The sequence below is a fragment of the Veillonella sp. CNR 79/14 genome (assembly GCF_003992185.1).
In the GTDB taxonomy this organism is placed as follows: domain Bacteria; phylum Bacillota; class Negativicutes; order Veillonellales; family Veillonellaceae; genus F0422.
Genome location: NZ_RQVH01000011.1, coordinates 26,455 through 44,746 on the forward strand (window position 1 = coordinate 26,455; position 18,292 = coordinate 44,746).

Genomic DNA, 18,292 nt, shown 5'->3' on the forward strand with positions numbered 1-18,292 from the left:
ATATAAATAGTATATTTACTAAATTAGATTTAAGCCAAAGTGGCGTTCTCGTGCTATGAATATAACAGCGGATTACACTTTGGTGGAATCCGTTTTTTTACGGTATTCAACATATGCTAAGACCTAACGAGTCTTCTTTTGTATATAGTAACTTATTTGATAAGGAGTGACATACGTGGCAGAATTACTTCGCGTAGACAATGTGCGTGCCTCTATTGAAGAGAAAGAAATCTTAAAGGGCATCAATTTAACAATTAATAAAGGTGAAATCCATGTAGTAATGGGCACAAACGGTGCTGGTAAATCTACATTGGCCAATGTAATCATGGGCAACCCTGCTTATGAAGTAACAGAAGGCTCCATTGTATTTGATGGTGAGAATATCACTGAAGAAGCTGTAAACGATCGTGCGAAAAAAGGTATTTTCATGTCTTTCCAACATCCAATTTCCGTACCAGGTATTACAGTAGAAAACTTTATCCGTACGGCTAAAAACACAATTACTGGTGAAAACGTACGTGCTTTAGCTTTCAAAAAAGAATTGAAAGCAAAAATGGAAGAATTATCTTTCGATACTTCTTACGCTAACCGTTATGTGAACGAAGGTTTCTCCGGTGGTGAAAGAAAGAAAAATGAAATTCTTCAAATGTCTATTTTGAATCCTAAATTGGCTATCCTTGATGAAACTGATTCCGGTCTTGACGTAGATGCTGTTCGTATCGTATCTGAAGGTGTAAACCGTTTCCATAATGAAGAGAATGCGGTGCTAATCATCACTCACCATAATCAAATTCTTCAAAAATTAAATCCAAACTATGTACACATCTTAATCGATGGCCGTATTGTAAAAACTGGTGGCCCTGAACTCGTTCGTGAAATCGAAGAAAAAGGCTACGACGCATATAAAAATTTAGTATAGGAGGATTTCATGGAAGCGAGAAAGAAAACTCAAATTGAGGAGATGGATCGCGGCGTCTATGACATTCGTAATGAATTTGATTTCTCCTATAAATCAGAAGCTGGTTTAACAGAAGATATCATTCGTGAAATATGGGCTAACAAAAATGAGCCACAATGGATGTTAGATTTCCGTTTAAAATCTCTTGAAATTTACAATCAATTAGAGGTTCCTAATTGGGTGCCAGATATTAGCGCCTTAAATATGGCAGATATTGTGACCTATGTAAAACCTAAAATTGATATGAAAGAAGACTGGAACGAAGTTCCAGAAGATATTAAAGAGACATTTGACCGTCTTGGTATCCAAGAAGCTGAAAAAACTTCTTTGGCTGGTGTAGGCGCTCAATATGACTCTGAGGTTGTATATCATAGTATTCAAGAAGACTTGATTCGTCAAGGCGTTGTGTATACTGATATGCAGACAGCACTACACGAACATGAGGATATTGTAAAACAATATTTCATGACATTAGTGCCACCTACAGATCATAAATTTGCAGCTTTACACGGTGCAGTATGGTCTGGCGGTTCCTTCGTGTATGTACCAAAAGGAGTGACTGTAGATATTCCATTGCAGTCCTACTTCCGTTTGAATGCTCCAGGCGCAGGTCAGTTTGAACATACTTTGATTATTGTAGAAGAAGGCGCGAAAGCACACTTTATTGAAGGTTGTTCTGCACCAAAATACAATGTAGCCAACTTACATGCTGGTTGTGTTGAGTTATTCGTAAAAGATAATGCTACATTACGTTATTCTACTATCGAAAACTGGTCTAAAAACATGTACAACTTGAATACAAAACGTAGTCGAGTTGGTAAAAATGGTACAATCGAGTGGGTATCTGGATCCTTCGGATCTGCTGTATCTTGCTTATATCCAATGAGTATCTTGGCTGGTGAAGGCGCGCATTGTGAATTCACAGGCGTTACATTTGCTGGGGAAGGACAATATTTGGATACAGGGGCAAAAGTTATTCATGCCGCACCACATACAACAAGTAATGTTAACTCTAAATCTATTTCTAAGAGTGGTGGTACAGCGATTTACCGTGGTGTCTTGAATATCGGCAAAAATGCAGACCATTCTAAAGCGACAGTATCTTGTGAGTCCTTAATGTTAGACCAAGAGTCTCAATCCGATACCATTCCATCTATTACGATTGAAAATGATAATGTCGATTTAGGGCACGAAGCAAAAATTGGCCGTATTTCCGATGAAGCGATTTTCTACTTAATGACTCGTGGTATTAGCGAAGAAGAAGCAAGAGCAATGCTTGTACGTGGCTTCGTAGAACCAATTTCTAAAGAATTACCATTAGAATATGCTGTAGAAATGAATAATTTGATTACCTTAGAACTTGAAGGTTCTATCGGATAGGAGGTTAGGATGAGCAACACATTACATTTTAATGAATTGCCTAGACCGACTTTCCGTTGGTTAAAGGTAAATCATACAGAAGGCAATGTATGGGCTGGTACAGAACGTGCTACAGTGACAGTTGAAGGGTCCAAGCACATTGTAACAGACATTACAAATAAAGAACTATTAGAACCTTCTTATGAAGGCGTCCATGCTGGTGCGTTGCGCGATGCATCTCATCACTTTACACATGGCTATCACATTCAAGTACCAGCTGGTGCAAAGGAAGCATTGACCATAGTTCTTGATGTACAAGGTACTGTCAGTGAAAGAACACGCTTACAAATCGAAGCGGAAAAAGACTCTACCTTAGAGTTAACACTTTGTTTGAAAGGTGAAGCTACTGATGGTCATGTAGGATTACTTTCAGAAATCGTATCCCACACAGGGGCGTCCGTAGTGTTCAAAAAAGTGCAATTGCTAACTGGTAAAGTACAACAATTTGAACATCGTTATACACGAGTAGAAGAGTCTGGTCATGTAGAGTTCATCAATATTGAGTTGGGTGGCTCTGAAAATTTCTTAAACTATCAAGAAGATTTAGTAGGAGACTACGCAGAAGTAGAACATGATTTAGGCTATTGCGGTACTGGTACGCAAGTATTTGATATTGCCATGTTAATGAAACATATCGGTAGAAAAACAATCAGTAATATTAATAACTTAGGTGCATTGAATGGTTCTTCTAAAAAATCATTCCGTGGTACCTTAGATTTCTTGCGTGGTAGCTTGGCATCTGAAGGTGCAGAAGAAGATACATGTTTACTATTAACGCCACAAGTAAAGTCCATTTCTTTACCATTGTTATTGTGTAAAGAAGATAATGTATCTGGTAATCACGCATCCAGTGCTGGTCAATTAGACCCAGCTAAATTATTCTATTTAATGAGCCGTGGTTTCAACGAAGAAGAAGCAAAACATATCATCGTAGAATCCATGTTACGACCATTGATTGATCGTATTGGCAATGAAGAAATGGAAGAAACTGCCTTAGCAGTACTACGACAAAAAATATAATTGAGAGGGATAGTATGAAACCAATAGCAGAGGCATATAAAGATTTTCCAATTTTAACAAGAACTCATCGTGGTAAACGTATTGCTTACTTGGATAGCGGTGCTACTACACAAATTCCAGTGCCAGTGATGAAAGCATTAGAAACGCATATGGCGAATCATAATGGAAATCCCCATCGTGGAGCCCATGTGCTTGCTATGGAAGCATCCGAGGCCTATGAAGGTGCTCGTGATGTGGTGCAACGATTCATTAATGCTCGTAAACGCGAAGAAATTATCTTCACTCGAAACACTACAGAAAGCTTGAACTTAATTGCTCATTCCTATGGCTTGAAGCATGTAAAAGAGGGAGATAAAATCGTCATCACTATAGCAGAGCATCATGCAAATCTTGTGACTTGGCAATATGTATGCCGAGTGACAGGGGCCACTTTGGAATATATGTACCTAGATGAAAATGGTCACATCAAAGATGGTGAAATGGATAAAATTGATGAATCTACAAAAATTGTATCCTTTGCCCATGTAAGTAATGTGTTAGGTATGGAATTTCCAGTAAAAGAGCTGGTGGAACGCGCTCATGCTGTTGGTGCTATTGCTATCGTAGACGGAGCGCAATCGGCTCCTCATCAAGCTATTGATGTGCAAGCGTTAGATTGTGATTTCTTCGTATTCTCAGGCCATAAAATGTGTGCTTCTCAAGGTATTGGTGTGGTGTATGGTAAATATCACTTATTAGAAGACATGGATCCATTCTTATTTGGTGGGGACATGATTGAATATGTGAAAGAACAAACTACAACATTCAATGAAGTACCTTATAAATTTGAGGCTGGCACACCCAATGCACATGGTGCTGTCACATTAAAAGCTGCCATTGAGTATTTGGAACAGTTTGGTATGGATGCTATTCATGAATATGAACAAGAATTAGTACGCTATGTATTACCTAAACTAGCGGCTATGCCACATATTCATGTATTAGGTAGTGCCAATCCAGAAGAAAAGCATGGAGTCATTGCTTTCACTGTGGATGATGTACATCCTCACGATGTAGCAACTATCATGGATAGCCATGGGGTATGCTTACGTTCTGGTCATCATTGTGCGCAACCACTAGGTGCTTACTATGGAGTACCGGCATCTAACCGTATTAGTATGTACATTTATACTAAAAAAGAAGATTTAGATCAATTTTTGGAAGCCCTGAAAACAGTTCGACCAACCATGGGCTTGTCAGAGTAAGGAGAACAATACCATGGAAATGGATCAAGTGTATACGGAACTGATTTTGGAGCATAACCAAGACAAGCGTAATAAGCGTTTGTTAGAGGTGTTTACTGCTAGTGAACATGGTCATAATCCAAGTTGCGGTGATGATTTAACATTGCAAGTGAATGTGGTAGACGGTATTGTAAAAGACGCTGCTTATACAGGTTCCGGCTGTGCTATCAGCCAAGCATCGGCATCTATGATGATTGATGTCATTACTGGTAAATCCTTAGAAGAAGCTTTCCAACTAGTGGACCTTTTCTTAGGAATGATCAAAAAAGAAGTGACTGATGAAGACGAATTAGAAGCCTTAGAAGATGCGATTGCTTTGCAAAATATTTCTAACATGCCTGCCCGTGTTAAATGTGCAGTGCTTGCTTGGCATACATTGCGTGAAGCATTAAAGAAATAAAAAGAAGGCTGCTACAGAATGATATACATTCTTGAGCAGCCTTTTTTATGTATATAAAAAAGATAGGTGATATGTATCACCTATCTTATGATTCTTATGTTGGTCGAGCTTACCATTGTCCTTCTTGGTGCTCTTTTAAAAGTTTCACCACTCGTGGGCCACAGCCTTTGCCACCGCATGCACCGGTACCAGCACTAGTGCGCTCTCTAATTTTAGGAAATGTATCGCAACCATCTAAGATTGCTTCTTTAATTGCTTTTCTTGTAATACTACGGCAAGTACAAACTTTTGTTAATTTATCTAAAATGGCCGTAGGAATTTGATTATCTTCCATACTGTCCTCCTACTATATAGAAACTTTTCTATATACAGTATACTCTTTACTGTATGACTTGTAAAGGTATTTTTCACAGCTAAGAAATGTATCCTGTACCTAAGAAGATATAGATCTAGTATACTTTTGAAAGTAGAACTGACACATGGAAATAACTAACGATTACTTATTATATGTATTAACCTATATATTACCCCGCATTTATTTTGATAGGAGTCATTATGATTTGTGTTATTTTTGATTTAGATGGAACATTAACAGATTCTCATGAAGGAATTTTAAAATCTATACGTCATGCCTTAACGAGTATGAATCATCCTATTCCTGATGAGGACACATTACAATTATTCATTGGTCCACCGTTGGAGGATTCTTTTAAAGAACATTGCCATATGACAGATGAAGAGGTGGAGCAGGCCTACAACTTTTTCAAAGAACGGTATGATTCCGTTGGAAAATATGAAAATGCAGTGTATCCCCAAATTGAAGAAGCCTTAAAAGCGCTTCGTAAAACAGGTGCCTATGTTGGGATTGCTACGGCAAAACCAGAAGAACAAGCGAAGGATATTATTAAGCATTTTAAATTAGATCCATACTTTGAAGTCATCCGTGGGGCCAATCGTGAAATTGGTTTAGTCCATAAGCTAGACATTCTGAAAGAAGCTTTGAAAGATATGGAGACAATTACAGCACAAAAATATAAAATCTCCCGTTGGTACATGGTGGGAGATCGTAAATACGATATGGAAGCTGCCAAAGCATTAAATTGTGTGGCTATGGGTGTATCTTACGGATATGGTTCAGTGGAAGAATTAGAATCTGCTGGTGCTGATTATATCTGTGAAAGCCCATCCGATGTACTAGTAAATATCGCTGTAGATACATTGCTATAAGGCACTATTTACAGTACAATTAGGTTATATATCTAGAAGATCATAGGGTTGTCATAGAATAGACTATTGGTATATGGCAGAAAACAAATTGACATAATAAAAAGAGGCACCTTGCGGTCATGCGAGGTACCTCTTTTTTTGCATTACCATATGTTAGTTCATACCCCTTCCCATAAGATGGGGAGTTCTGATGGATTTATGGGAAATATGCATAGTAGTATGTTTAGATAGAGCGCCCTTATACTTGCAAGCGTCCTTCAATCATAATAGGAACTTCTTTGCCGTCTTTAGTAGTGCCTATGATGTTCATTTTTTCGTGGCCAATCATAAAGTCTGTATGAGCTAAGGATGTATTCAGTCCACGAGCATGGAGTTCTTCTTGAGATAATCCATCGCTATGGGTTAAGCAAGTTGGATATGCAGCACCTAATGCTAAGTGGCAAGATGCATTTTCATCGTACAAGGTTTCAAAGAAAATCATATTGGATTGGCTAATAGGGGAGTAATGGTCTACAAGGGCTACTTCTCCAAGGTAGCAAGAGTTTTCATCCGTCTCAATGAGGTTTGTTAAATACTCACGACCTTGTTTGGCATCGTAGTCAACGACCTTACCATCTTTGAATGTCATATGGAAGTCTTCGATACGGTTTCCATCATAGATTAATGGTTTCGTAGAATACACGATACCGTTGGCGCCTTCATAGTGCGGTGCAGAAAATACTTCTTCTGTTGGAATATTGGCATCAAAGATAATTCCTTTTTTAGACGATTCTTTACCACCTAACCATAAGTGCCCTTCTGGCATTTGTAAAGTTAAGTCTGTACCGTTTGGACAGGTATAATGTAAGGATACCAATTGTAAATCATTCAGAGTTTTAGTGCGCTTAGCAAGGCGATCTAAATGGTTGCTGAAGGATTCTTCTTCTGGTACGTGTTTCATACGACATAAGGTAAAGATAGTATTCCATAAGCGGTTGATTTTTTCTTCTTCTGTGCCCTCATAACCAAGCAAATCAGCCCATGTGAGAGTGGCTACTGAGGCTACACACCAAGTAAGGGTGGAATCCATAATGGCCTCGTGGTAAAATTTAGTTAACTTGCCCATGCTACGAGAGGCGAGGGCGATTTTTTCAGAAGGCACGCCTTCATAGGCAAATGGATTTGCACTGATCAAGGATAAAATACATGCGTTGGAATCAAGGATATGGTGATACATATCTTTAATCCAAGGCGCGGGATTAGATAAGACCTCATCTTTTACATTGGATAAACGAGACTTAGCTGTGATAGTGCTACGCCAATTAATGTGCACATCTTTAGCACCGAGTGCATAGGCCTCTTCCACAACGATGTATACAAAATCTTTATTTTCTACATCTCCATTGATGACCAACAGTTGGTCTTGTTGTAAATTGACACCTTCTTGTAGTAAAAGACGGGCATATTGTTGTAAATCTTCTTTCATAATACCTCCCAATATATACTGGTAGTGAATTTTAAAGGATACTACTCATCTATGACGAACCTTTTGTTTGAAAGGATGTGATAGAATGAAAGTAACAAATCGAAAACGAATTGGCATCATCGTATGCCTATTCCTACTGTGTGTATGTGGATACTATCTTATTATAGCAGATACACCAATGAAAGGCGATGGATCACCATCTGATACCCCAAAGATTGTGAAGCAGTTAGACAAAGGGAATCGTGGTGGTCCAGTGGAGAAGGAAACGAAAGCAGATACAATTTTGGTGTATGTCACAGGAGCTGTAGAAGAACCAGGCTTGTATGAGCTACAAAGCCCTGCGACAGTGAAGTCAGCTATTGAGGCTAGCAAAGGACTATTACCCTATGCAGATGTGAATCATCTACATTTAGAAGATACCTTAGAGGAAAGCACACATATTCATGTAGAGTTCAACTTTCACGGAAGTCCTGAGGAGTTACTGCGAAAACAAAATATCTCTATTAATGATGGAACCGAAGCAGATTTACAAAAAATATCGGGCATAGGCCCTAAGATGGCGAAAAAGATTGTGGACTATCGTCAAGAACATGGTCCTTTCAAAAGTTTAGAAGAATTACGACAGGTGAAGGGGATAGGACCTGCATTGTATAAAAAAATTGTGGAGAAAGTACGATTATGAAATGGTTACCAAAGCCAATAGATCTAGGTATCACCAGTGTGCTAGGAATGCTATTGGGAATTTGTATGAGTCTATACGAAAACGAATTACACACCTATCTTATGTATTGGTTAAGTATCATCACTATATTTGGCATCCTTGGGATAATAGGATTACGTGGATACGAACAACGTAATGAACATATGTATAAAATGATGCGATATGTGATGGGCTTAGTGGGTATTATTTCTATATTTACTGCTATAGGATATGTACATACAGATCGAGTCATCACACACTATTTTGAAGATAGACCGTTTTATTATGGTGTCGATGGTGCCTATTATGTGCAGTTCACTAGTAACCCACAGCCTACGGTGACGCTAGATGGTATTATGACCATGGTAGATGCTGATGTAGAAGGTATGGATATAGATAAGAATGGCGCTACTGAGCATGTGCCAGCTAAGGGAAGTATTCGTATCTATGTGCCAGGAGAGCCACCTATTCATATGGGAGATCGCTACGTCATTCGTGGTACTGTGAAAGGCTTTACCTATTACGAGCAAAGTGGTTCTCTATCTATGAAAACGAGACATATCAATGATGGACTACAAGGAAATTTGTATCAAGGTACCATAGAAGGCCCCTACACAGTAGAGAAGACCCTAGGCATATGGATAGCTGATACGGGGTATGCGCTGGGTGCTTATCTAGATAGAGTCCATCATTGGGTGGCACAACAATTTGAAGAGAATCTAGAACCATCCATTGCTAGCTTAGGCGCCTCCTTGGTACTAGGCGGTCAATATGCTATGCTACCAGAAACAATGGTAAAGTTATTCAGTGAAACAGGTCTTATCCACATTTTGTCGGTGTCGGGGTCTCATATTGCCTTGTTATTTCTCATTATTTCTATCGTATTGCAGCGGTTGCATTTACGTAAAGGTGTAGAATTTTCCATCACTTGTGCTTTGATTTTACTGTACTGTACAATTGTGGGGTGGAGTCCGCCAGTATTACGATCTGCCATGATGGGACTATTAAGCGGATACGTGGTGATGCATGGCGGTACGTATCGGGCGTTACATGCGCTCCTATTGTCTGCCTTATGTTTGCTTTTGTGGAAACCATTGTTCGCGGTAGATATTAGTTTTGTATTATCCTTTGGGTCTACCTTGGGCATCATCGGATTGTATCCCTATGTGTATCGGCTATTTCCGCCGAATCCTATCTCTAAAGGTGTGGCTTTATGTATCTCTGCACAAGTTCTTATATTTCCTGTAGAATTGTATTATTTTCACATTCTCAGCTTTCTTAGTATCTTGTCCAACCTGATTGTAGGTCCTTTGTTAGATATAGCGATTATAGCAGGTCTTTTTTTGGCTATCCTAAATTTAGTATTTACTTTTACATTAGGTTGGTCTCTCTTAGGTTTCATTCTGAAAGCCAGCATATCTCTTTTATTTGCTATTCGTAATCTAGGTCTATTGTGGTCACCGCCGATGCCTTTATGGTTAGTGGTAGTGTGGTATCTAGGCGTGTCGTATATATATTGGTTGTTAGCACTGAAAGAGCCTATTCGTGTGGCATGGAATAGGATGGCAAGTATTGCACTCTTGGTAGTAGGGATGTTGCCCTTAGGACTATCTTATGTAAAACCAACGGTGCAAGTCGTGCCTATTGCTATCTCCTCAGGACCAGCTTTCATGGTCTGTAAGACAGGCTTTTATAGGGAGGCATACCTATATATAGATGCTAAGAATGGCGATATTTCACCACGAGCGATGAAACAATGTATAGATGCCTTGCATCACCGTGGGTTTAGTCGTTGGGATGGTGTGTTTGTAGAAGGATATCAGAAGGGGTACACTCATGTGGATACCTTAGAACATCTTTATAGTAAAGGGCAAGCTGGTAAAGAGCTAACACTAGATTGGTTATCTGTACAACTTCATACCAAAGCAGGCTATGAAATTATCGTAACAGGACATAGAAAGTTTCACTTTCATCCTAGAAAAGAAGGAGAAAAAGTTCAAGAAATAGTGTATAATACTAAGAGAGAAACGAATACAATATATGGCTTGACCGCTAGCAATCAATTATTGCACTATCAAGAACGAGGGGCAACTCATTTTATCGTGTGGAATACCTTGCACAGTCAATTTGATGTGGAGGAAGGCGTGTATATTGTAGGTAGTGATGAAAACAATGTAGTAACATTATAAGAGGTGCCAGATGGTTACATTACTCTATGGAGATGAACCACAATTATTAGAAGAAAAAAAACAGAATCTCTTACATCAATATACAGATCGGACCTTGCTTACCTTGCGTGAAGAGCAAGGTCCCGGTTCTATTTTAGGACAATTACAAGAAGTATCTCTCTTTGGTGAACCACGAGTATTTCTGCTTGTCCATTTGCCTATCTTTGATAAACCGAAGAAAAAGTTGGCTCCAGAGTGGCAAGGATTGCGAGACTATTTACAAAGCTATACTGGAGAAGATCCTATTATTGTAGTGTATCCAGAAACCATTGATGGACGGTTGCAAGGAAATAAAGCATTTTTGGGAGCTGTAGAATCCTTTAAGTTTGAAAAAGTAGAGGGAGAAGCTCTCTTTCAGTGGATACAACAACATTGCAAGGCTCATAAGCAAAAGATAGATCCCGATGGTATGGCATATCTACGTGATTTGGTAGATTTGTGGAAGGATGTGCCTTTAGCATTTTTGCGCACAGAATTTGATCGATTGTTCCTACTACTAAAAAAAGGGGAATCGATGACAGCACCATTTTTAAAAGAGCATATGACAGACTTTGGAGAGAAAAATATTTTCCGCTTTAAAGATGCTTTATTAACGAAAGATGCACGAACATTACTAGATTTATTCCCCTCTATGCTTAAGAATAAAAGTGTAGATATGGCGATGGCGTATGTGCATAATCAAATGCATTTGCAACTCATGGTCAGTGAATGTGCTTTTTATGGGATGACATTACCTGAGATTCAAAGCTTATTTAAGGAAAAAGGGATGAAAGCCAATCCCTATACAATCAAATTAGCCTTTGAAGCGCGTCGAAAAATTCAAATCCCAGCGGTGGCAACATTGATTAGCCAGCTGTATCATTTAATTTTGCAAAGCCGTCAAGGTATAGCAGATATGAGCCAATTTCAAGATATTTGTTTAGCCTATTGCGCAAATTAGGAGAAGTATGAAACGAAAGTATATTGCCACTGTTTCAGCTCTTATAGCTCTCGTTGGGGGAGCTGTAACAGGGCTTGTATGGCCTACTGGAAACACTATTTATGGATTAACTATAGATGGTCATAGTATATCTCATCAAAGTATGGATGAAGTAGACACCTATTTACAAGAGCGGAACACACAGTCACAAAGGATTCGCATAGTAGATCCTAAGGGAAAAGAAACGACCATGAATTTAGCAGATTTAGGGATTACCATAGATAGGGTGGGAACCTTAACCGATGTAATGGATTATGGCTATGAAAGTGATGTCATGACCTATGTCATGCACCGAGTAGATGCGTTACTTCATGGAAAAGCGATGAACATTCGATATAAAGTAGATGGACCAGTGGCTGAGTCATATTTTTTGAATTATGCAAAGGCCATGGGACAAGTAGGAACTAATGCCACTGTTACTTTAAAAGGTAACACAGTGGTACATCAGCCCGCTAAGGTAGGCCGTAAGTTAGATGTGACAGCTACTATGAAGCGATTGCAAGAACAATTGCAAGAAGGTAAGGTAAAGACCCTAGAACTTGTTATCAATGAGTCTGCACAGCCTACGATAACAGATAAAGATTTAGTGTCTATCACTTCCATATTGGGGTCCTTTACGACTTATTTTGATGGCTCTAATACAAGCCGAGCCCATAATATTCATTTAGCATCTCAAAAAATTCATCAAACTTTTATTCCGGCAGGGGGTATTTTCTCCTTTAATCAAGTAGTAGGAGAACGGACTGCTGAAGCGGGTTATGACGATGCACCTGTATTTATGGGAGGACGTTTGGTGCCAGGTATTGGTGGCGGAATATGCCAAGTAAGTTCTACTTTATTTAATACTGCATTGTTATCTGGTATGGATATTGTAGAACGTGATACGCATTTTGCTCCTGTTTCCTATATACCAGTAGGCTTAGATGCTACTGTGGCGTGGGGATATATTGACTTTCAGTTTAAAAACCCTTATTCTCATCCCATCTATGTGATTGCCGAAGAAGGTGCTGGCTATGTGACAATTACTATATTAGGAGCTAAGGAAGATGTACCACAGTCTGTAACGATTACAAAGGGTAAAGAACAAAGAATTCCTAATAAAAAGATAGAAAAAATCGATGAGGCTGTGAAAGAGGAAACTGTAGAGGAAGCAGGTCATGAGGGAGTTTCTGTAGATACGACGAGAACCATAGTATATGGAGATGGGCGATCTTCTACGTATACCTTTAATTCTTATTATGAACCTGTAGATACGGTTATTGTCACAGGTCCTAATGTGGTAAAAAAGCATAAAGAGGATTCTAGTAAAAAGAATGGATAGTTGAATCAATAAGGGAGTAGTACGATGAAATACTATCATTTAGTACGAAGAGGAGAATCTAAAACAGATTTTTACTTTTACTTAAAAGATGGAAAATTGCATATATTTGGCTCTCCCGCTAAGGGGACATTAGATCCCGTGGTGCAACAACGCATAGAAGAGATTTGTGATGCTATTGGTTGTACCTATGAAGTGATAGATACTGGGGATTTCATGAACCAAATCATTCTCACTCGTATGCCTAATGTAAACGTAGAGCAAGTCGTTGGAGATGATTTAGGAAATAGCCCTCTGGAAGATGCAGAGTATCTTTTTTTACAACAGGCTAATGAAGTAGCAGATTACGATATCTATTGGGATATGGATGAAGAGAATCGATTCGATGAAATGGAACTCTATGTGAGTCGTGATGGTACCATAAAAACTTCGTCGGATTATGATGATTTGTATGATGCACCAGTGGTCATAGATCGTCCTAATACTCCGACTTTAACTGTGACTGGTAATTCTTCATATCCTATGCGGAGACGGAAGCTAACCACTGAAGATGGGATGTTATTAGGCCCTATTTTTGATGAGGCAGACACGCATCAGACAGATGATTTCTTTGTAAGAACTGGAGAACAGGTTGTCATATCGGGACACTTTCACAGTTTAGATATACGAGAAATTCGACCTAAGGAAGATAGTAAGGCTGTACAAAAAGCACGTGAAAAAGGTGAGGAGCCTAAAAAACGGTATATTATTACTGGTCATCTAGTGGACAATCACAATAGCTTGGCAATTAAACGATTTACTAGCCCTTCTGAAGACGGACCCAAGCTATTAAAAATTTTAAAATCTGTTGGGAAGGTGCAAATCAAAGGGGAAGTCATCTATGATGAGCAATTTGTACGAGACTATGTGTTAAACATGGATTCTGTGCGCCCTGTGGAGGATACGGACAATGCGAAGCGCACAGATACTCACGAGGAAGCCAGAGTAGAACTTCACTTACATACAAAAATGTCCGAGAAAAATGCGCTAGTAGCAGTGAAAGATATTGTGAATCGTGTGAAAGATTGGGGACACCCAGCGGTAGCCATTACTGATCATGGGGTGGTACAAGCATTCCCAGAGGCACAGGCCTATTCCTTAGAAAAAGGCGTGAAGATTCTCTATGGTGTAGAGGCCTATTTAATTGAAAAAGAGGACCAATCGACACCACATCATATTATTATGTTTGCAAAAAATATGGTAGGTTTACGGAATCTGTACAAGATGATTTCTATTAGCCATTTGAATTATTTTGATGAGTACCCAAGATTGCCAAGAGCTGTCATTGAAGACCATCGTGAAGGGATTCTTATAGGAACGGCTTGTAAATCTGGAGAATTGATTCAAGCTATGGTTCACGGTGCTACCGATGAAGAATTGCAGGAAATTGCTACATTTTATGATTATTTAGAAATTCAACCTCATGATAATTACAAGAGTTTTATAAAAGAAGGCTTGTTAAAAAATGAGGAAGATTTAAAAGAGATTAATTGTCGTATCGTCGGTTTAGGGGATACCTTGCAAATGCCTGTAGTAGCTACAGGTAATGTGCATTATATGGATCCTAAAGACAAAATGTACCGTGAAATCATGCTTACCGCTAGCGGTGTGAAAGATGCAAAAGACAAAGCAGATCAGCATATGCGTACCACTGATGAAATGCTAGAGGAGTTTGCTTACTTAGGAGAAGACAATGCCTATAAAGTGGTAGTGACCAATACGAGAGCCATAGAGCAAAGTATTGATTATATTGTACCTATTCCTAATGGCACCTATTCACCAAAAATCGAAGGGGCTGATAAAGCCTTGGAAGATATGTGCTATGCAAAAGCAAAGTCTATCTATGGAGATCCCTTGCCAAAGACGGTGCAAGATCGATTGGACTATGAACTTAAGAGTATTATCGGCAATGGTTTCGGTGTGTTGTACTACATTGCCCATAAACTAGTAAAAAAATCTTTAGATGATGGATACTTAGTAGGTTCTCGTGGTTCCGTAGGATCCTCCTTTGTAGCCACCATGGCGGATATTACGGAGGTAAATCCATTAGAGCCACATTATGTGTGTCCACAGTGTAAGTGGAGTGAGTTCTATTTGAAAGGGGAATATGCGGGGGGCTTTGACTTGCCACGTCGTAATTGTCCTGAGTGTGGTACGCCACTCATCGCGAATGGTCACGATATTCCTTTCGCTATTTTTATGGGATTCCATGGGGATAAGGTCCCAGATATTGATTTGAACTTCTCTGGAGATTACCAAGGTCGTGCTCATAAATACACGGAAGAATTGTTTGGACGAGACAATGTATTTAGAGCTGGAACTATCGGTACTATTGCGGATAAAACAGCGATTGGCTATGCCTACAAATATGCAGATGTGAATGACTTACAAAAACGACGAGGTTTTATTGAAAAGTTATCTACAGGCTTTACAAAAGTAAAGAATACCACAGGGCAGCATCCAGGGGGCATAATGGTTTGTCCTCGAGATATGGATGTGCATCATTTTACACCAGTTCAATATCCAGCCAATAAAAAAGAAAGTGGTATTATTACCACACACTTTGACTATCATTCTATTGAAGGTCGTATGACCAAACTAGATATACTGGGCCATGATGATCCTACCATCATTCGTATGTTAGAAGATATGACGGGTATACCATCTACGAGTATTCCTTTTGATGACCCCGCCACATTGAGTTTATTCTCCTCAACGAAAGCATTAGGCTTGACGCCGGCTCAATTACAAGGGGATAAAGTGGCTACCTTGGCAGTACCTGAATCAGGTACTGGATTTGTACGGGCTATGCTGGAAGATTCAAAACCACAAACCTTTTCTGACTTAGTGCGGATCTCTGGTTTCTCTCATGGTACCAATGTATGGGTAGATAATGCGCAGACCTTGATTAAAACCGGGACATGTAAATTGAATGAAGCTATTTCTACCCGTGATGATATTATGAACTTTTTGCGCAACCATGGGGTGGCAGATAATGTAGCCTTTTCTGTTATGGAAAATGTGCGTAAAGGGAAAGGTATTGAAAAGCGTAATAAAGAGGGGATTGCCCAAACAGATTATGAAGACCAAATGCGAGCAGCCCAAGTGCCGGAGTGGTTTATTGGGTCTTGTAAAAAGATTTCCTATTTATTCCCACGGGCCCATGCCGTAGCTTATGTTATGATGGCATTCCGCATTGCTTGGTACAAGATTAATTATCCATTAGCATTCTATGCATCGTATTTTTCTATTCGGGCAAAAGCCTTTGACTTGAAAATTATGATGGGTTCCTTAGAAGAGCAACAACAGGAATTTAAACGGTTGAAAGCGTTAGCTGCGAAGTATGAAGCATCACCAAAGGAAAAAGATTTAATGTCTGCCTTAGAGGTATCCTTGGAAATGAAACAGCGAGGGTACTCATTTGCCAATGTAGAGTTATACAAATCTCAAGCAAGACGGTTTATGATTAAAGATGAAACCTCTTTATTACCGCCATTTGTAGCTGTTACTAGTTTAGGCGAAAAGGTAGCGGATGCCATCGTAGAAGAACGAGAGCAAGCAGAGTTCTTATCTATTAAAGACTTGCGGAGACGTACAAAAATGTCTCAAACCATTGCGAATCGCATGGTGGAATTAGATTGTTTAGGCGACTTACCAGAAGATGAGCAAATGAGTTTATTTGGATGATAGGAGGTATATATGTCAGAAGTTAGAGAAGCAGTATGGATAGGCGTTGATGTGGGAACTACAGGCGTGCGTGCTATGGCATATACAGCACAAGGTAAATCTGTAGCTGTACGAGATGCTTTTTATCCATTAGAAACACCACAATATGATCGAGCAGAGCAAAATCCTCAACAAATATATGATGCTGCAGAAGAAGTCATTGCGGGAGTTGTAAAAGATTTACAATATAAACTAGTCACTATATCCGGGATTGCTTTGAGCTCAGTGATGCATAGTTTTATTCCTCAAGATGAACATTTTGATTTATTAGGGAATATGATTACTTGGGCAGATAGTAGAAGCTCTACTATCGTGCATCGTATGGAACAAGACGAACAATGTAAACAATTCTACTTTAGAACAGGCTGTCCGCTGCATGCATCCTATCCATTGGCTAAAATCATATGGGTCAAAGAAAATCAACCTGAAATCTTTGCTCGTATGGCGCATATTGGATCTATTAAAGATTACATGTTCCGGTTGATGACAGGAGAATGGGTAACAGATAAATCAGTGGCATCTAGTTCTGGTTTATTTAATGCCTTTACAGAAACTTGGGATTCTGAGATTTTAGACTATGTAGGGATTCAAGAAGAACAACTACCTAAGGTAGTATCTACTACGTATAGTGGTAAGTTAGCAGCAGGTGTAGCAGAACGTTTAGGTTTACCTGTGAATACACCGGTTGTCATCGGTGCTACTGATGGAGTACTTGTGAATGTTGGTATTGGCGCTGTATCTAAAGGGCAGTTAAGTGCTACGATAGGTACATCTGGTGCTATACGCATGCTTACAGAAAAGCCGCAAATGGATCCTAAAGGTCGCACTTGGTGCTATAATTTAACAGATACCATGTGGGTGGCTGGTGGAGCTATTAACAATGGTGGTATGATTTTGCGTTGGATGCGAGATCGTATCCTGCATTATCATGGCTCCCAAATGGAACAATTATCGGTGGATCCTTATGATTTAATGACCATGAAAGCAAGACATGTACCGGCTGGATCTGGTGGCTTGTTATTAATGCCATACTTTACTGGTGAACGAGCTCCCTATTGGAACTCTGATCTGCGTGGTGCTTTCGTAGGTTTATCCTTAAATCATAGTCGCTCTTACATGATTCGCGCCACAATGGAAGGGATTTGTTATAGCTTACGGTTTGTTCTTGATGCATTACGTGAGTTTGAAGAGGTAAAAGATATCCGCATTAGTGGTTCTTTCACTAAATCTGAATTATGGGTACAAATTATGAGTGATATATTCGGTGAACATATCACCCTACCAAATAATAGTGAAGGTGCCTCCTTTGGCGCCGCTGTGTTAGGGTTTATTTCTGATGGAACTTTATCAGATATTAAGGATACAGTAGAGCTAGTACAGCCTGAATGTATTTATCACCCTAAGGAGCAACATCAAGCCGTATATGAAGAACTTTTCTCTATTTATGAAAGTTTGTATACTCATATGAAAGACGATTTGGCACGTCTTGTTCAGTTCCAAAAGGAACATCCATTTAGTCGTTTGTAATTA

At 39.3% G+C, this 18,292-nt stretch carries 14 protein-coding genes; 12 read left to right on the forward strand and 2 right to left on the reverse strand.

The window, feature by feature from the left end; all coding sequences use genetic code 11:
- Positions 1-175: 175 nt before the first annotated feature.
- Genes sufC through sufU form a run of 5 tightly spaced genes read left to right on the forward strand, consistent with a single transcriptional unit; the run spans position 176 to position 5,080 of the window.
- Entirely contained in the window at positions 176-919 is a 744-nt protein-coding gene (sufC, locus tag EO119_RS05195; protein ID WP_009353596.1) for a Fe-S cluster assembly ATPase SufC, read from the forward strand.
- 9 nt (positions 920-928) lie between these two features.
- Positions 929-2,338, forward strand: coding sequence for a Fe-S cluster assembly protein SufB (gene sufB / locus EO119_RS05200; RefSeq protein WP_009353634.1), 1,410 nt, complete (start codon positions 929-931; stop codon positions 2,336-2,338).
- Between the two features lie 9 nt (positions 2,339-2,347).
- Positions 2,348-3,397 (forward strand): SufD family Fe-S cluster assembly protein, encoded by a 1,050-nt coding sequence (locus EO119_RS05205; protein WP_126940910.1) that lies wholly within the window; start codon positions 2,348-2,350, stop codon positions 3,395-3,397.
- A gap of 14 nt (positions 3,398-3,411) precedes the next feature.
- Complete coding sequence (locus EO119_RS05210; protein WP_126940911.1) at positions 3,412-4,641, forward strand: aminotransferase class V-fold PLP-dependent enzyme; 1,230 nt, start codon at positions 3,412-3,414, stop codon at positions 4,639-4,641.
- 13 nt (positions 4,642-4,654) lie between these two features.
- Positions 4,655-5,080, forward strand: coding sequence for a Fe-S cluster assembly sulfur transfer protein SufU (gene sufU / locus EO119_RS05215; RefSeq protein WP_009353628.1), 426 nt, complete (start codon positions 4,655-4,657; stop codon positions 5,078-5,080).
- A gap of 109 nt (positions 5,081-5,189) precedes the next feature.
- Here sufU and EO119_RS05220 read toward each other — a convergent pair whose 3' ends face one another.
- On the reverse strand, positions 5,190-5,414 hold the full coding sequence (locus tag EO119_RS05220; protein ID WP_009353629.1) for a (2Fe-2S)-binding protein: 225 nt from the start codon (positions 5,412-5,414) through the stop codon (positions 5,190-5,192).
- Positions 5,415-5,635: 221 nt separating this feature from the next.
- Here EO119_RS05220 and EO119_RS05225 point away from each other — a divergent pair, with 221 nt between their 5' ends.
- Positions 5,636-6,307, forward strand: a complete 672-nt coding sequence (locus tag EO119_RS05225; protein ID WP_126940912.1) for an HAD hydrolase-like protein — start codon at positions 5,636-5,638, stop codon at positions 6,305-6,307.
- A gap of 238 nt (positions 6,308-6,545) precedes the next feature.
- Here the strand turns inward: EO119_RS05225 and EO119_RS05230 are convergent, their stop codons facing one another.
- Positions 6,546-7,772 carry an aminopeptidase gene (locus EO119_RS05230; protein WP_126940913.1) on the reverse strand — a complete coding sequence of 409 codons (1,227 nt, stop codon included), beginning with the start codon at positions 7,770-7,772 and terminating at the stop codon, positions 6,546-6,548.
- Positions 7,773-7,857: 85 nt separating this feature from the next.
- On the opposite strand from EO119_RS05230, the gene EO119_RS05235 reads away from it, so the two are divergent.
- Genes EO119_RS05235 through EO119_RS05260 form a run of 6 tightly spaced genes read left to right on the forward strand, consistent with a single transcriptional unit; the run spans position 7,858 to position 18,289 of the window.
- Positions 7,858-8,454 (forward strand): helix-hairpin-helix domain-containing protein, encoded by a 597-nt coding sequence (locus EO119_RS05235; protein WP_126940914.1) that lies wholly within the window; start codon positions 7,858-7,860, stop codon positions 8,452-8,454.
- On the forward strand, positions 8,451-10,661 hold the full coding sequence (locus EO119_RS05240; protein WP_126940915.1) for a ComEC/Rec2 family competence protein: 2,211 nt from the start codon (positions 8,451-8,453) through the stop codon (positions 10,659-10,661). Before EO119_RS05235 ends, EO119_RS05240 begins: the two co-directional genes overlap by 4 nt.
- A gap of 10 nt (positions 10,662-10,671) precedes the next feature.
- Positions 10,672-11,640, forward strand: coding sequence for a DNA polymerase III subunit delta (holA, locus tag EO119_RS05245; protein ID WP_126940916.1), 969 nt, complete (start codon positions 10,672-10,674; stop codon positions 11,638-11,640).
- A 7-nt stretch (positions 11,641-11,647) separates the two neighbouring features.
- Complete coding sequence (locus EO119_RS05250) at positions 11,648-13,000, forward strand: VanW family protein (RefSeq protein WP_126940917.1); 1,353 nt, start codon at positions 11,648-11,650, stop codon at positions 12,998-13,000.
- Between the two features lie 24 nt (positions 13,001-13,024).
- Positions 13,025-16,723 (forward strand): PolC-type DNA polymerase III, encoded by a 3,699-nt coding sequence (locus tag EO119_RS05255; RefSeq protein WP_126940918.1) that lies wholly within the window; start codon positions 13,025-13,027, stop codon positions 16,721-16,723.
- Positions 16,724-16,735: 12 nt separating this feature from the next.
- A complete protein-coding gene (locus EO119_RS05260) occupies positions 16,736-18,289 on the forward strand; it encodes a gluconokinase (protein WP_126940919.1) in 1,554 nt (517 codons plus the stop codon).
- Positions 18,290-18,292: the final 3 nt, after the last annotated feature.

Excerpts from the sequence above, each read along its gene's own strand:
- EO119_RS05225 (WP_126940912.1), top strand. The coding sequence starts at position 5,636 with ATGATTTGTGTTATTTTTGATTTAGATGGAACATTAACAGATTCTCAT.
- EO119_RS05230 (WP_126940913.1), bottom strand. The coding sequence starts at position 7,772 with ATGAAAGAAGATTTACAACAATATGCCCGTCTTTTACTACAAGAAGGT.
- EO119_RS05210 (WP_126940911.1), top strand. The coding sequence starts at position 3,412 with ATGAAACCAATAGCAGAGGCATATAAAGATTTTCCAATTTTAACAAGA.
- holA (WP_126940916.1), top strand. The coding sequence starts at position 10,672 with ATGGTTACATTACTCTATGGAGATGAACCACAATTATTAGAAGAAAAA.
- EO119_RS05240 (WP_126940915.1), top strand. The coding sequence starts at position 8,451 with ATGAAATGGTTACCAAAGCCAATAGATCTAGGTATCACCAGTGTGCTA.
- sufB (WP_009353634.1), top strand. The coding sequence starts at position 929 with ATGGAAGCGAGAAAGAAAACTCAAATTGAGGAGATGGATCGCGGCGTC.
- EO119_RS05255 (WP_126940918.1), top strand. The coding sequence starts at position 13,025 with ATGAAATACTATCATTTAGTACGAAGAGGAGAATCTAAAACAGATTTT.
- EO119_RS05260 (WP_126940919.1), top strand. The coding sequence starts at position 16,736 with ATGTCAGAAGTTAGAGAAGCAGTATGGATAGGCGTTGATGTGGGAACT.
- EO119_RS05220 (WP_009353629.1), bottom strand. The coding sequence starts at position 5,414 with ATGGAAGATAATCAAATTCCTACGGCCATTTTAGATAAATTAACAAAA.
- sufU (WP_009353628.1), top strand. The coding sequence starts at position 4,655 with ATGGAAATGGATCAAGTGTATACGGAACTGATTTTGGAGCATAACCAA.
- EO119_RS05235 (WP_126940914.1), top strand. The coding sequence starts at position 7,858 with ATGAAAGTAACAAATCGAAAACGAATTGGCATCATCGTATGCCTATTC.
- EO119_RS05250 (WP_126940917.1), top strand. The coding sequence starts at position 11,648 with ATGAAACGAAAGTATATTGCCACTGTTTCAGCTCTTATAGCTCTCGTT.
- EO119_RS05205 (WP_126940910.1), top strand. The coding sequence starts at position 2,348 with ATGAGCAACACATTACATTTTAATGAATTGCCTAGACCGACTTTCCGT.